At 70.2% G+C, this 13,780-nt stretch carries 14 protein-coding genes and 1 pseudogene; 14 read left to right on the top strand and 1 reads right to left on the bottom strand.

The window, feature by feature from the left end; translation table 11 throughout:
- Positions 1 to 40: 40 nt before the first annotated feature.
- The 8 genes from lepB to OG257_RS11245 all read left to right on the top strand — a co-directional run bounded on the left by lepB (position 41) and on the right by OG257_RS11245 (position 6,712).
- Positions 41 to 817: a signal peptidase I gene (gene lepB, locus OG257_RS11280; protein ID WP_329206946.1), complete on the top strand. Its 777-nt coding sequence runs from the start codon at positions 41 to 43 to the stop codon at positions 815 to 817.
- Positions 807 to 1,295 carry an NUDIX hydrolase gene (locus OG257_RS11275; protein ID WP_329206945.1) on the top strand — a complete coding sequence of 163 codons (489 nt, stop codon included), beginning with the start codon at positions 807 to 809 and terminating at the stop codon, positions 1,293 to 1,295. Before lepB ends, OG257_RS11275 begins: the two co-directional genes overlap by 11 nt.
- A gap of 63 nt (positions 1,296 to 1,358) precedes the next feature.
- Positions 1,359 to 1,667 carry a DUF2469 domain-containing protein gene (locus OG257_RS11270; protein ID WP_003965949.1) on the top strand — a complete coding sequence of 103 codons (309 nt, stop codon included), beginning with the start codon at positions 1,359 to 1,361 and terminating at the stop codon, positions 1,665 to 1,667.
- A gap of 151 nt (positions 1,668 to 1,818) precedes the next feature.
- On the top strand, positions 1,819 to 2,178 hold the full coding sequence (locus tag OG257_RS11265) for a YraN family protein (RefSeq protein WP_329206943.1): 360 nt from the start codon (positions 1,819 to 1,821) through the stop codon (positions 2,176 to 2,178).
- Entirely contained in the window at positions 2,178 to 3,800 is a 1,623-nt protein-coding gene (locus OG257_RS11260) for a YifB family Mg chelatase-like AAA ATPase (protein WP_329206941.1), read from the top strand. Before OG257_RS11265 ends, OG257_RS11260 begins: the two co-directional genes overlap by 1 nt.
- Before the next feature lie 56 nt (positions 3,801 to 3,856).
- Entirely contained in the window at positions 3,857 to 4,969 is a 1,113-nt protein-coding gene (dprA, locus tag OG257_RS11255) for a DNA-processing protein DprA (protein ID WP_443054558.1), read from the top strand.
- A 251-nt stretch (positions 4,970 to 5,220) separates the two neighbouring features.
- A complete protein-coding gene (gene whiG, locus OG257_RS11250) occupies positions 5,221 to 6,057 on the top strand; it encodes an RNA polymerase sigma factor WhiG (protein ID WP_329206937.1) in 837 nt (278 codons plus the stop codon).
- A gap of 97 nt (positions 6,058 to 6,154) precedes the next feature.
- On the top strand, positions 6,155 to 6,712 hold the full coding sequence (locus OG257_RS11245) for a TetR/AcrR family transcriptional regulator (RefSeq protein WP_329215029.1): 558 nt from the start codon (positions 6,155 to 6,157) through the stop codon (positions 6,710 to 6,712).
- 343 nt (positions 6,713 to 7,055) lie between these two features.
- Here the strand turns inward: OG257_RS11245 and OG257_RS37235 are convergent.
- Positions 7,056 to 7,244: pseudogene (locus OG257_RS37235) on the bottom strand (M23 family peptidase); the annotation flags it as partial.
- 538 nt (positions 7,245 to 7,782) lie between these two features.
- Between OG257_RS37235 and rpsB the strand changes: the two are divergent.
- From rpsB to rlmN, 6 genes are all read left to right on the top strand, one after another.
- Positions 7,783 to 8,721 carry a 30S ribosomal protein S2 gene (rpsB, locus tag OG257_RS11235; protein ID WP_329206935.1) on the top strand — a complete coding sequence of 313 codons (939 nt, stop codon included), beginning with the start codon at positions 7,783 to 7,785 and terminating at the stop codon, positions 8,719 to 8,721.
- A 102-nt stretch (positions 8,722 to 8,823) separates the two neighbouring features.
- Entirely contained in the window at positions 8,824 to 9,660 is an 837-nt protein-coding gene (gene tsf, locus OG257_RS11230) for a translation elongation factor Ts (RefSeq protein WP_329206934.1), read from the top strand.
- Positions 9,661 to 9,819: 159 nt separating this feature from the next.
- Positions 9,820 to 10,596 (top strand): UMP kinase, encoded by a 777-nt coding sequence (gene pyrH, locus OG257_RS11225; protein WP_329206932.1) that lies wholly within the window; start codon positions 9,820 to 9,822, stop codon positions 10,594 to 10,596.
- 115 nt (positions 10,597 to 10,711) lie between these two features.
- A complete protein-coding gene (gene frr, locus OG257_RS11220) occupies positions 10,712 to 11,269 on the top strand; it encodes a ribosome recycling factor (RefSeq protein ID WP_031100531.1) in 558 nt (185 codons plus the stop codon).
- A complete protein-coding gene (locus OG257_RS11215) occupies positions 11,269 to 12,357 on the top strand; it encodes a phosphatidate cytidylyltransferase (protein ID WP_329206931.1) in 1,089 nt (362 codons plus the stop codon). The genes frr and OG257_RS11215 overlap by 1 nt, the downstream gene beginning before the upstream one ends.
- A gap of 310 nt (positions 12,358 to 12,667) precedes the next feature.
- Positions 12,668 to 13,774 (top strand): 23S rRNA (adenine(2503)-C(2))-methyltransferase RlmN, encoded by a 1,107-nt coding sequence (rlmN, locus tag OG257_RS11210; RefSeq protein ID WP_329206930.1) that lies wholly within the window; start codon positions 12,668 to 12,670, stop codon positions 13,772 to 13,774.
- Positions 13,775 to 13,780 lie beyond the last annotated feature (6 nt).

Raw genomic sequence — 13,780 nt, 5'->3', positions numbered from 1 at the left:
CGGATCAGCGATTGTCGATCTCCGATGGGGGAGCGCTGGGATGAGCGGAACAGGACGTACGGATGACGGCCGCGGCCGGCTCGGCAACATGTTGTCGAACCTGGCCGTGGCCGTCGGCTGTGTGCTCTTCCTCGGCGGATTCGCCTGGGGAGCGGTGGTGTACCAGCCGTACACGGTGCCGACCGAGTCGATGTCCCCGACGGTGAACGCCGGGGACCGGGTGCTCGCGGAGCGGATGGACGGCGCCGACGTACGGCGCGGTGACGTGGTCGTCTTCACGGATGCGGCGTGGGGCGATGTACCGATGGTGAAGCGGGTCGTGGGTGTCGGTGGTGACAAGATCGCCTGCTGCGACGGGAACGGCCGGCTGACCATCAACGGCAAGCCCATCGAGGAACCGTATCTGCGGGCGAACGGCGGCCCGTTGCTGGTCGAGGCCGACGGCGGGGCCCCTGCTTCCGTGCAGGAGTTCTCGGCAGAGGTTCCCGAGGGGCAGCTCTTCCTCCTCGGTGACGAGCGCACCGGTTCGCTGGACTCCAGGGTCCACCTCAAGGACCCGGGACAGGGTTCGGTGCCGCGCAGCGCCGTGCAGGCGCGGGTGGATGCCGTCGCGTGGCCCATGAACGGCATGATCGAGCGCCCCGAGGCCTTCGCTGCCCTGCCGGGCGGCGTGTCGTCCAGCGGACCGCTGCGACTGCAGGTCGGGGCCGTTGTCGCGGGCGTGGCACTCATCGTGGGCGGGGCCGCCTTCGGTGCGATCGCGGGGCGCTCCGCACGCGGGAACAAGCGGGCAAGGGCCGCCGCCGGTGCCCGCTGAGAAGCGCAAGGTCGCCCGGGTCGTGCTCCTGGACCCGGACGACCGGATCCTCCTGCTGCACGGGTTCGAGCCCGACGACCCGGGGACGAGCTGGTGGTTCACCCCCGGCGGGGGGCTGGAGGGCGACGAGAGCAGGGCGGAGGCCGCGCTGCGCGAGCTCGCCGAGGAGACCGGGATCACGGACGTCGTGCTGGGCCCGGTGCTCTGGAAGCGGATCTGCTCCTTCCCGTTCGACGGGCGGCGCTGGGACCAGGACGAGTGGTACTTCCTGGCTCGAACGGCGCAGACCGCCACGGACCAGAAGGGGCTCACCGAGCTGGAGCTCCGCAGCGTTGCCGGGCTCAGGTGGTGGACTTCCGCCGAACTTCTCGCGGCGCGTGAGACGGTGTATCCGACCAGGCTCGGCGAGCTGCTGCGCACGCTGCTCGACGAGGGTCCTCCGCGCGATCCGCTGGTTCTCGCCCCCGAAATCGTCTAATCGTCCAGGGGTGCGTGAGGCTGACGCACAATAGGGGGACGCACGGCTGAAGGGGAACATGCCATGAGCGCCGAGGACCTCGAGAAGTACGAGACCGAGATGGAGCTGAAGCTCTACCGGGAGTACCGCGATGTCGTCGGTCTGTTCAAATATGTGATCGAGACCGAACGGCGCTTCTACCTCACCAACGATTACGAGATGCAGGTGCACTCGGTCCAGGGTGAGGTCTTTTTCGAGGTTTCCATGGCGGACGCGTGGGTCTGGGACATGTACCGGCCCGCCAGGTTCGTCAAGCAGGTCCGCGTGCTGACTTTCAAGGACGTGAACATCGAGGAGCTCAACAAGAGCGATCTCGAACTTCCGGGCGGATGATCGGCATACCGCTTCGAGTGTCGGCCGGGTGTCGGCCGGGTGCCGGTTCACTCGTCCGGGTGGCCGGAATATTCACAATGAGTGAGTTGTCCACCAAGATCCAATAGATCGGACGGGGCGCGTCAGAGTCGGTGCCGGAGGTGGTGCCGACATGAACGCACGGGGGGCACTCGGGCGGTACGGCGAGGACCTGGCGGCGCGGCTGCTGGCCGACGCCGGTATGGCTGTACTGGAGCGCAACTGGCGCTGTCGCGCAGGAGAGATCGACATCGTCGCCAGGGACGGCGACGCGGTGGTCTTCTGCGAAGTGAAGACCCGCAGGGCAGGATGCTTCGAGCATCCGATGGAGGCCGTCACCCCGGCCAAGGCGGACCGGCTGCGCCGGCTCGCCGAGATCTGGCTCGAGCGGCACGGCGGAGCGCCCCGGGGCGGGGTCCGGATCGATCTGGTCGGTGTGATCCTGCCCCGGCGCGGGGCGCCGGTCGCCGAGCATGTCCGGGGCGTGGCCTGATGGGGTTCGCGCGGGCGTGTTCGGTGGCGCTGGTGGGCGTCGAGGGCGTGGTGGTGGAGGTCCAGGCCGATCTGGAGCCGGGCGTGGCCGCGTTCACCCTGGTCGGACTGCCGGACAAGAGCCTGGTGGAGAGCCGGGACCGGGTCAGGGCCGCCGTCGTCAACTCCGGGGCCGAGTGGCCGCAGAAGAAGCTCACGGTGGGGCTGTCCCCCGCGTCCGTGCCCAAGGGAGGGTCCGGCTTCGACCTCGCCGTTGCCTGTGCGGTGCTCGGCGCCGCCGAGAGGATCGACCCCGCGGCCATCGCCGATGTGGTGATGATCGGGGAGCTCGGCCTCGACGGCCGGGTGCGACCGGTGCGCGGGGTGCTCCCCGCGGTCCTCGCGGCGGCCGAGGCGGGTTACCGGCAGGTCGTGGTTCCGGAGCAGACCGCGGGGGAGGCCGCGCTGGTGCCGGGGGTCTCGGTCCTCGGAGTGCGGAGCCTGCGTCAGCTGATCGCCGTGCTCGGCGACGAGCCCGTGCCCGACGAGCCGGCAGCCGACCGGGACCGCCCCGACGCGATGCTGGCCGGACTGATGATGCCGGGCGCCGGCATCGGCACGGGTCTCGCGCCGCTCGGCACGCAGGGCGCGGGGCACCGTCCCGACCTGGCGGACGTCGCCGGGCAGCCCAGAGCGCGCAAGGCCCTGGAGGTCGCCGCGGCCGGCGGGCACCATCTGCTGCTCTCCGGACCGCCCGGTGCCGGCAAGACGATGCTGGCCGAACGCCTCACGGCGATCCTGCCGCCGCTGACCCGGCAGGAATCCCTCGAAGTGACGGCTGTGCATTCGGTGGCGGGCATCCTCCCACCGGGTGAACCGCTGGTCACCAGGGCGCCGTACTGCGCACCGCACCACTCGGCGACGATGCAGTCGCTCGTCGGCGGGGGCAACGGGCTGCCGAGGCCCGGAGCGGTCTCCCTGGCGCACAGAGGTGTTCTCTTTCTGGACGAGGCTCCCGAATTCTCCGTACGGGCGCTGGACGCGCTGCGTCAGCCCCTGGAATCCGGACACGTGGTCGTCGCACGTGCGGCCGGGGTGGTGCGGCTGCCCGCCCGATTCCTGATGGTCCTGGCCGCGAACCCCTGCCCGTGCGGCCGCCACACACTGACGGGCGCGGGCTGCGAATGCCCGCCCTCGGTGGTCCGCCGCTACCAGGCGCGGCTCTCCGGGCCGCTGCTGGACCGGGTGGACCTGCGGGTGGAAGTCGAGCCGGTGGGCCGGGCGGATCTGATGGGGCGCGGCGGCCGGGGCGAGACCTCGGCCGATGTCGCCGCCCGGGTGCGGGAGGCCAGGGTGCGGGCCGCGGACCGGCTCGCGGGCACGCCCTGGACCACCAACAGCGAAGTCCCCGGTCATGAGCTGAGGACCAGGCTGCTCGCGGCCCCCGGTGCGCTGATGGCCGCGGAGCGCGACATGGAACGCGGCTTCCTCACCGCCCGGGGCCTGGACCGGGTGCTCCGGGTCGCGTGGACGGTGGCGGACCTGAGGGCCGCCGACCGCCCGGACGCCACCGACATCGCGACAGCCCTGGAACTGCGGACCGGCATTCAGCGGGGCGTACCCGTGCGGGCCGGTGCCTCGTGAACAGCCCGCCGGCCTGCGCCGGCCGGGAGCGGCCCGCGCGTGCCGCGCTGACCCGCATCTTCGAGCCGGGGGACGAGCGCGCCGGCCGATGGCTCCGCGAGGTGGGTCCCGTCGAGCTGATGAGGCGCCTCACCGTCGCGGACGGCTCGGCGGAGAAGCTGAAGGGGATGACCGCGACACGGCTGAGCGGGTACCGCTTACGGGCCTCGACCGCCGATCCCGAGCGGGACCTGGCGGACATGGCCGCGGTCGGGGGACGGTTCGTCTGCCCCGGCGACCCGGAGTGGCCGAGTCAGCTCGACGACCTGGCGGACGCGCGGCCCATCGGCCTCTGGGTCCGGGGGCGGCCCGACCTGCGCCTCTGGGCCCTGCGCTCGGTCGCCGTGGTCGGAGCCCGGGCCTGTACACCGTACGGGGCGCACATGGCGGCGAGTATCGGCGCGGGGCTGGCCGAACGGGGCTGGGTGGTGGTCTCGGGTGCGGCCTTCGGGGTGGACGGTGCGGCTCATCGCGGAGCCCTGGCCGCCGGCGGGGCGACCATGGCGGTGCTGGCCTGCGGAGTGGATGTCGCCTATCCGCGGGGGCACGCCGAGTTGATCGGACGCATGGTCGAACAAGGACTGGTCATCGGCGAGTTGCCGCCCTCCGACCACCCCACGCGCAGCCGGTTCATCCTCCGGAACCGGGTGATCGCCGCCCTCACGAGGGGAACCGTCGTGGTGGAGGCCCAGTACCGCAGCGGCTCGCTGGTCACCGCCAGGAGCGCACAGCGGCTGGGCCGCTACACGATGGGGGTACCGGGCCCCGCCACCAGCGGCCTGTCGGCAGGGGTCCACGAACTCCTGCGAGGTGAGGGCGTCCTGGTCACCGACGCCTCCGAAATCGCCGAACTGGTGGGGGAGATCGGCGACCTGGCCCCGGCCAGGCGAGGCCCGGTCCTGCCGCGGGACCTCCTGGACGCCGTCAGCGCCCGGGTGCTGGACGCGCTGCCCCGCAGGGGGGCCATGGAGGGGCGCGACGTCGCCCGTACCGCCGGAACCAGCACCGATGAGGCACTCGGGCGGTTGTACGAACTGCACTCACTGGGGTTCGTCGAACGCGAGGGCGACGGATGGCAGTTGACCGTGGGACCGACACGCAATGGGGACGCGCGGCGAGGCGGTACTTGACCGGAAGCATTCGGGTGAAAAGGTGATGCAGATGACCTCGGCAGTACCCGTTCGGGCGGCCGGGGCCGGTGCGCGCGGTGACGTTCCCGGCCTTCGGTCATGTCCGACGGCGCGGGATATGCAACGGAATTGCACAGCACGGATCCGTTGTCCTGCGCGCACCGCAACACTTCAGTCACGCTACGCTCACGAGGAATCCGCCCCAGAGACACGTCCCCAGCACTTCACAGCAGAACGGCTCAAGGCACCACATGCCCCAGCACACCTCCGGGTCTGACCGCGCGGCAGTACCACCGGCTGCGCGTGGCACTGTGCGCCCTCCCGCCCCTTCCTCGCTCGAGGAGTTGTGGCGTTCATACAAGACCACTGGCGACGGGCGCCTCCGGGAGCAGCTGATCCTGCACTACTCGCCCCTGGTGAAGTACGTCGCCGGCCGGGTGAGCGTGGGGCTGCCGTCCAACGTGGAACAGGCGGACTTCGTCTCCTCAGGGGTCTTCGGGCTGATCGACGCCATCGAGAAGTTCGACATCGAACGGGCCATCAAGTTCGAGACCTACGCGATCACCCGGATCCGCGGCGCGATGATCGACGAGCTCCGGGCGCTGGACTGGATCCCGAGGTCGGTGCGCCAGAAGGCGCGCAACGTGGAGCGCGCCTACGCCACGTTGGAGGCCCAGCTGCGGCGCACCCCCTCGGAGGCCGAGGTCGCCGCGGAGATGGGCATCGCGCTGGAGGAACTTCACGCTGTTTTCAGCCAGTTGTCGCTCGCCAACGTGGTGGCTCTGGAGGAACTGCTGCACGTCGGCGGTGAGGGGGGTGACCGGCTGAGCCTGATGGACACCCTGGAGGACACCGCAGCCGACAACCCGGTCGAGGTCGCCGAGGACCGTGAGCTCAGACGGCTGCTCGCCCGCGCGATCAACACCCTCCCCGAACGCGAGAAGACCGTGGTCACCCTCTACTACTACGAGGGCCTCACCCTCGCCGAGATCGGGAACGTCCTCGGAGTCACCGAGAGCCGGGTCAGCCAGATCCACACCAAGTCCGTGCTGCAGCTCCGGGCCAAACTGGCGGACGCCGGCCGCTGAGCCCGGGCGGGTCCGGCCATCCGATCGCAGCCGAGCACCCCCTCTCGAACAGATGCCGCCGTAGAGTGGAGGCGTGCCCAGGATTCGAGCGGCCTCCGTGGCCGAGCACCGGACCATGCAGCGCGGCGCCCTCCTGGACGCCGCACGCTCCTTGCTGTCCGAGGGCGGTACGGAAGCGCTGACCTTCCCCGCCCTCGCCGAGCGCACCGGCCTTGCCAGGTCCTCCGTCTATGAGTACTTCCGCTCCCGTGCGGCGGTCGTCGAGGAGCTCTGCGCCGTCGACTTCCCCGTCTGGGCCGCCGAGGTCGAGAACGCGATGGACCGGGCCGGGACGCCCGAGGAGAAGATCGAGGCCTATGTGCGCCGGCAGCTCGATCTGGTGGGCGACCGGCGGCACCGCGCGGTCGTCGCGATCTCCGCGAGCGAGCTGGACGCGGGTGCGCGCGAGAAGATCAGGGCCGCGCACGGCGGACTGATCGCCATGATCGTCGAGGCGCTCGGCGACCTGGGCCATGCCGAGCCGCGACTGGCCGCGATGCTCCTGCAGGGCTCCGTGGACGCGGCGGTGCGCCGGATCGAACTGGGCGCGGCAGAGGAGCCCGGAGTGGTCGCGGACACCGCGGTGGCGATGGTCCTGCGCGGCGTACGCGGCTGAACCGCCTGCGAGGCCCCCTGCGGCCGCGGTGAACGGTGACAGCTCCGGTCATGAGCAGCAGCGCCACGACCTGCGCGTACCCGCCCGGCCCGTACCTGCCCGTGCTGTGACCGGCCGGCTGTGCCGTGACCGCGACGGGGTGCCCGGACCGCGGCGCAGGCCCGGCGACCGGGGCCGCGTGCCCGGACCGCGGCGCAGGTTCCGCCCCCGGCAGTGGGACGCCGAAGACCGGCAACAGGCGGGAGGGCCCCCGGCGCAGCAGTGACGACGGAAGCAGCGACAGCGGATCCAGATAGGCGTCACCCCGTCGCAGCCCCCAGTGCAGGCAGCCGGACGCACAGTGCGACGGCCCCGGCCCGGTCACCCCCACCACCTGGCCCGCCGTGACCTCGTCGCCCTTCGCGACCTGCGCCCGCACGGGTTCGTACGTGATGCGCAGCGGCGGCTCACCGCTTCCGGCCACCTCGACCGAGACCACCCCGCGCCCCGCCACGGGCCCCGCGAACGAGACCCGGCCGGGGGCAGCGGCCATCACCGGGGTGCCCGGCCGCGCGGCGAGGTCGACGCCCCGGTGGCCCCGCGCGTACGGACCGGCAGGCGGCTCCCATCCGCGTACCACCAGTGGCCTGCCCGCGAGCGGCCAGGCGCGGTCACCCTCCGGTGCGGGCCCCGGTGCCGCCCAGGCGCCGGACCGTCCCAGCAGCACGGTGAGCAGCGCGCCCAGCACGGGCAGCAGGACCACCGGCAGCGCGGTGCGGAACCGCCGTACGCTTGTTTCGGAAGTGCGGTACATGACGGAACGTTCTCCCGGCGGGCACGGTCCGCGGGGATCATGGACCGGATCTGTGGACAGCCGTCGGGTTGTGGACATCGCCGTCACCCGGCACTCGACGGGTCCCGTACACTTCTTTTGGCGATCCGGGTCACCGGGTCGACTTCGCACGCCCCGCCACCTCCCTCTCTTCGGAGGTGTCCGCGCTCCTCGGTCCCTCGTGGCACGGCGCGTCGGGGCGTCAGGCGCGACAGCAAACCTGCGGTCGCGATAACCGAGCACCTCAAGGAGTACGGCCATGGCCGTCGTCACGATGCGGGAGCTGCTGGAAAGCGGCGTCCACTTCGGTCACCAGACCCGTCGCTGGAACCCGAAGATGAAGCGCTTCATCTTCACCGAGCGCAACGGCATCTACATCATCGACCTGCTCCAGTCGCTGTCGTACATCGACCGCGCCTACGAGTTCGTCAAGGAGACCGTCGCCCACGGCGGCTCCATCATGTTCGTGGGTACGAAGAAGCAGGCGCAGGAGGCCATCGCCGAGCAGGCGACGCGCGTCGGCATGCCGTACGTCAACCAGCGTTGGCTCGGTGGCATGCTCACCAACTTCTCCACCGTCTACAAGCGCCTTCAGCGTCTGAAGGAGCTCGAGCTCATCGACTTCGAGGACGTGGCCGCCTCCGGCCTCACCAAGAAGGAGCTCCTGGTCCTCTCCCGCGAGAAGGCCAAGCTGGAGAAGACCCTCGGTGGTATCCGCGAGATGCAGAAGGTGCCGAGCGCCGTCTGGATCGTCGACACCAAGAAGGAGCACATCGCCGTCGGTGAGGCGCGCAAGCTCCACATCCCGGTCGTCGCGATCCTCGACACCAACTGCGACCCCGACGAGGTCGACTACAAGATTCCGGGCAACGACGACGCGATCCGCTCCGTCACCCTGCTCACCCGCGTGATCGCCGACGCCGTCGCCGAGGGCCTCATCGCCCGTTCCGGTGCCGCGACCGGTGACTCGAAGCCGGGCGAGAAGGCCGCCGGCGAGCCCCTCGCCGAGTGGGAGCGAGACCTGCTCGAGGGCGAGAAGAAGGACGACGCCGAGGTTCAGTCCTCCGCCGAGACCGAGAAGGCCGCCGACGCCGAGCCGGCCGTCGCCGCCGCCGAGGAGGCCGAGACCCCGGCTGCCGAGGCTCCGGCCGCGGACGCCCCCGCCGCCGAGGCTCCGGCCACGGACGAGCAGGCCTGACACCCGTCAGTCACGGCTGAATGACGGCGGGGGCCGGTGCCACTGGCACCGCCCCCGCCGTTCACCCGTAGATCTTTCAGACTTCGAGAGAGAAACAGACTCATGGCGAACTACACCGCCGCTGACGTCAAGAAGCTCCGCGAGCTCACCGGCGCCGGCATGATGGACTGCAAGAAGGCGCTCGACGAGGCCGACGGCAACGTCGACGGCGCCGTCGAGGCGCTCCGTATCAAGGGCCAGAAGGGCGTCGCCAAGCGCGAGGGCCGTTCTGCCGAGAACGGTGCCGTCGTCTCCCTCATCTCCGAGGACAAGACCTCCGGCGTCCTGCTCGAGCTGAAGTGCGAGACGGACTTCGTCGCCAAGGGCGAGAAGTTCCAGGCCGTCGCCAACACGCTCGCCGCGCACGTCGCCGCGACCTCCCCGGCCGACATCGAGGCGCTCCTCGCCTCGGAGATCGAGTCCGGCAAGACCGTTCAGGCTTTCGTGGACGAGGCGAACGCCAACCTCGGCGAGAAGATCGTCCTGGACCGTTTCGCGCAGTTCGACGGCGCGTACGTCTCCGTGTACATGCACCGCACCATGCCGGACCTGCCGCCGCAGATCGGTGTCATGGTCGAGCTGGACAAGGCCGACGCCGATCTGGCCAAGGGCCTTGCGCAGCACATCGCCGCCTTCGCCCCGAAGTACCTGTCCCGTGAGGACGTCCCCGCGGAGATCGTCGAGGCCGAGCGCCGCGTCGCCGAGGAGACCACGCGCGCCGAGGGCAAGCCCGAAGCCGCGCTCCCGAAGATCGTCGAGGGTCGCGTCAACGGCTTCTTCAAGGAGGCCACCCTCCTCGGCCAGCCCTACGCGCTGGACAGCAAGAAGTCCGTCCAGAAGGTCCTGGACGAGGCCGGTGTCGCCCTGAAGCGCTTCACGCGCATCAAGGTCGGCATCTGAGTCCGTCCGCGAACAACGGCGGACCCCGATAGGGTCTGGTGCAGTCGCTGGCCGCACTCATGCCGGACGACCGCAGAACTGACGAGGAGGCCATTGCCGCTGAGGGACACCAGACCCACCGGCAATGGCCTTCTTCGTATGTGCACGAGGAGAATCTCCATGAACAAGGGCGCAGACGCCTCCCAGGGTGACCACAAGGGCGACGACGGCAAGATTTCCGGCCGCTTCATGCTGAAGCTGTCCGGCGAGGCGTTCGCCGGTGGTGGGGGTCTCGGCGTCGACCCCGATGTCGTGCACGCCATCGCCCGCGAGATCGCCGCGGTCGTACGGGACGGCGCGGAGATCGCGGTCGTCATCGGCGGTGGCAACTTCTTCCGTGGCGCCGAGCTGCAGCAGCGCGGCATGGACCGGGCACGGTCCGACTACATGGGCATGCTCGGCACGGTCATGAACTGCCTGGCACTGCAGGACTTCCTGGAGAAGGAAGGCATCGACTCACGCGTCCAGACCGCCATCACCATGGGTCAGGTCGCGGAGCCGTACATCCCTCTCCGTGCCGTACGGCACCTGGAGAAGGGGCGCGTCGTCATCTTCGGCGCGGGCATGGGCATGCCGTACTTCTCCACCGACACCACCGCCGCCCAGCGCGCCCTCGAGATCGAGGCGGAGGCGCTGCTGATGGGCAAGAACGGGGTGGACGGCGTCTACGACTCCGACCCGAAGAACAACCCCGCTGCGGTGAAGTTCGACGCGCTGGAGTACAGCGAGGTGCTCGCCCGCGACCTCAAGGTCGCCGACGCCACCGCCATCACGCTCTGCCGTGACAATCAGCTCCCGATCCTCGTCTTCGAGCTGACCACGGAGGGCAATATCGCCCGCGCGGTCAAGGGTGAGAAGATCGGCACGCTCGTGAGTGACGAGAGCACCAGGGCCTGACAGCCCAAAGGATGGACAACGGCCTGCCGGTCGGACACCGTGCAGGTGAGGACGCGACGCAGGATCCGCAGGGCCCGTCGATGCCGGGCCCACTCAAGACACGCAGGAGCACGTGGTGATCGAAGAAATCCTCCTCGAGGCCGAGGAGAAGATGGAGAAGGCCGTCGTGGTCGCCAAAGAGGACTTTGCCGCGATCCGTACCGGCCGTGCGCACCCGGCGATGTTCAACAAGATCGTCGCCGACTACTACGGCGCGCTGACCCCGATCAACCAGCTGGCCTCGTTCTCGGTCCCCGAGCCGCGCATGGCAGTGGTGACTCCGTTCGACAAGACCGCGCTGCGCAACATCGAGCAGGCGATCCGCGACTCCGACCTCGGCGTCAACCCGAGCAACGACGGCAACATCATCCGTGTGACGTTCCCGGAGCTCACGCAGGACCGCCGCAAGGAGTACATCAAGGTCGCCAAGACCAAGGCCGAGGACTCCAAGATCTCGATCCGCTCCATCCGCCGCAAGGCCAAGGAGTCGCTCGACAAGCTCGTCAAGGACAAGGAGTCCGGCGAGGACGAGGTCCGCCGTGCGGAGAAGGAGCTCGACGACACCACCGCGAAGTACGTCGCGCAGGTGGACGAGCTGCTCAAGCACAAGGAAGCCGAGCTGCTCGAAGTCTGATGAACGACTCTTCCTGGGGCGCCCCGCAGGGCGCCGGCTACTGGGGTGCGCCCGAGATGGGGGCCGCTCCGGCGGGTCCTGCCCACGATGTGCACGTCGCCCAGCAGACTCGGCCCATGCCCATCGTGCCGGACGTTCCCGACGCAGGTAGAGACGCAGACGACCGCGACAACCGGGACGGGGACGCCGCGCACGTCAGCGGTCCCCTGTTCCGTGACGAGAAGCAGCAGGAGCCCATGTCCACCTCGTTGCCGTCGCCCCCACCGCAGAAGAAGCGGGCAGGTCGTGACCTGCGCGCCGCGATAGGGGTCGGTCTCGGGCTCGGCGTGGTCGTCGCCGGTTCGCTCTTCATCGTGAAGGCCGTCTTCGTCGGTGTGGTCGTGCTGGCGGTGGTGGTCGGGCTCTGGGAGCTCACCTCGCGCCTCAAGGAGCGCAAGGGGATCAACGCCCCCCTCGTGCCGCTCGCCGTCGGCGGCGCCGCCATGGTCGTCGCCGGCTACGTGCGGGACGCGGAGGGCGCCTGGGTCGCCATGGCGCTCACCGCGCTCGCGGTGCTCGTCTGGCGGATGACCGAGCCGCCGGAGGGCTACCTCAAGGACGTCACGGCCGGTGTCTTCGCCGTCTTCTACGTGCCGTTCCTGGCGACGTTCGTCGCGATGATGCTCACCGCGGACGACGGTCCGTGGCGGGTGCTGACGTTCCTGCTGCTCACCGTGGTCGCCGACACCGGTGCGTACGCCGTCGGCTGGCGCTTCGGCACGCACAAGCTCGCACCGCGCATCAGTCCCGGGAAGACCCGCGAGGGCCTGTTCGGCGCGATCGGGTTCGCGATGGTCGCCGGTGCGCTGTGCATGCAGTTCCTGATCGACGACGGCAGGTGGTGGCAGGGACTGCTGCTGGGCCTCGCGGTCGCCGCCAGCGCCACCCTGGGCGACCTGGGTGAGTCCATGATCAAGCGTGACCTCGGGATCAAGGACATGGGCACACTGCTGCCGGGCCACGGCGGCATCATGGACCGGCTGGACTCGCTGCTGCCGACCGCGCCGGTGGTCTGGATGCTGCTGGTGCTCTTCGTCGGATCCGGCTGAGCAGGCTCCGTACACATACCGTTCGACCTGCAGTTCTACGAGTGAGGGTCCGTTGCCCACAGGGCGGCGGGCCCTCACTCGTGCTGTGCCCGGCCTCGGCTCCGGTGCGGGGGAGCCGCGCCGCGTACAGTCGGCCACGGGTGCGATCGGTCACGGTCGCGCGCGCGGCCCGGACCCGTCCGCGGGCCGTCATAGGGCCTCCGACATCGACGGACGGCACCGGCGGCGGCCCGGACACGGTCGCGCCCTGCCCCACCCGGGCAGGTGACGATCTCTGGCACCACGGCGTGTCTGCGACACTGGAAGAACCATGCCTAAGCCCGGAGAACTCCAGTTTGTCGCGCCCCGCGGAGCCAAGCAGCCGCCGCGGCACCTCGCCGACCTCACCCCCGACGAGCGCAAGGAAGCAGTCGCCGCGACCGGCGAGAAGCCCTTCCGCGCCAAGCAGCTGTCGCAGCACTACTTCGCGCGGTACGCGCACGACCCGGCCGAGTGGAACAACATCCCGGCCGCTTCGCGGGAGAAGCTCGCCGAGGCGCTGTTCCCCGACCTGATGTCCGTCATGCGCCACATCAGCTGCGACGACGACACCACCCGTAAGACGCTCTGGAAGCTGCACGACGGGACGCTCGTCGAGTCCGTCCTGATGCGCTACCCGGACCGGGTGACGATGTGCATCTCCTCGCAGGCCGGGTGCGGGATGAACTGTCCGTTCTGCGCGACCGGGCAGGCCGGCCTCGACCGGAACCTCTCGACTGCCGAGATCGTGCACCAGATCGTGGACGGCATGCGGGCGCTGCGCGACGGTGAGGTCCCGGGCGGACCCGCGCGGCTCTCCAACATCGTCTTCATGGGTATGGGCGAGCCCCTGGCCAACTACAAGCGCGTCGTCGGAGCCATCCGACGGCTGACCGACCCCGAGCCGGACGGGCTCGGGCTCTCGCAGCGCGGGATCACCGTGTCCACGGTGGGCCTGGTGCCGGCCATGCTGCGCTTCGCCGACGAGGGCTTCAAGTGCCGTCTCGCCGTCTCGCTCCACGCCCCGGACGACGAGCTGCGCGACACCCTCGTTCCCGTGAACACGCGCTGGAACGTCCGGGAGGTGCTGGACGCGGCGTGGGAGTACGCCGAGAAGTCCGGCCGCCGTATCTCCATCGAGTACGCGCTGATCCGCGACATCAACGACCAGGCGTGGCGGGGCGACCGGCTGGGCCGGCTGCTCAAGGGCAAGCGCGTGCACGTCAACCTCATCCCGCTGAACCCGACGCCCGGTTCCAAGTGGACCGCCTCGCGGCCCGAGGACGAGAAGGCGTTCGTCGACGCGATCGCCGCTCATGGTGTGCCCGTCACGGTTCGTGACACCCGTGGCCAGGAGATCGACGGGGCCTGCGGACAGCTGGCGGCCTCCGAGCGCTGATGCGGT

Source organism: Streptomyces sp. NBC_00683 (genome assembly GCF_036226745.1).
GTDB lineage: Bacteria > Actinomycetota > Actinomycetes > Streptomycetales > Streptomycetaceae > Streptomyces.
This window is presented reverse-complemented; position numbering and strand designations above follow the sequence as displayed.

Coding starts and splice junctions, on each gene's coding strand:
- whiG (WP_329206937.1), top strand. CDS start 5,221: ATGCCCCAGCACACCTCCGGGTCTGACCGCGCGGCAGTACCACCGGCT.
- pyrH (WP_329206932.1), top strand. CDS start 9,820: ATGAACAAGGGCGCAGACGCCTCCCAGGGTGACCACAAGGGCGACGAC.
- rlmN (WP_329206930.1), top strand. CDS start 12,668: ATGCCTAAGCCCGGAGAACTCCAGTTTGTCGCGCCCCGCGGAGCCAAG.
- tsf (WP_329206934.1), top strand. CDS start 8,824: ATGGCGAACTACACCGCCGCTGACGTCAAGAAGCTCCGCGAGCTCACC.
- OG257_RS11270 (WP_003965949.1), top strand. CDS start 1,359: ATGAGCGCCGAGGACCTCGAGAAGTACGAGACCGAGATGGAGCTGAAG.
- rpsB (WP_329206935.1), top strand. CDS start 7,783: ATGGCCGTCGTCACGATGCGGGAGCTGCTGGAAAGCGGCGTCCACTTC.
- lepB (WP_329206946.1), top strand. CDS start 41: ATGAGCGGAACAGGACGTACGGATGACGGCCGCGGCCGGCTCGGCAAC.
- OG257_RS11260 (WP_329206941.1), top strand. CDS start 2,178: ATGGGGTTCGCGCGGGCGTGTTCGGTGGCGCTGGTGGGCGTCGAGGGC.
- OG257_RS11265 (WP_329206943.1), top strand. CDS start 1,819: ATGAACGCACGGGGGGCACTCGGGCGGTACGGCGAGGACCTGGCGGCG.
- OG257_RS11215 (WP_329206931.1), top strand. CDS start 11,269: ATGAACGACTCTTCCTGGGGCGCCCCGCAGGGCGCCGGCTACTGGGGT.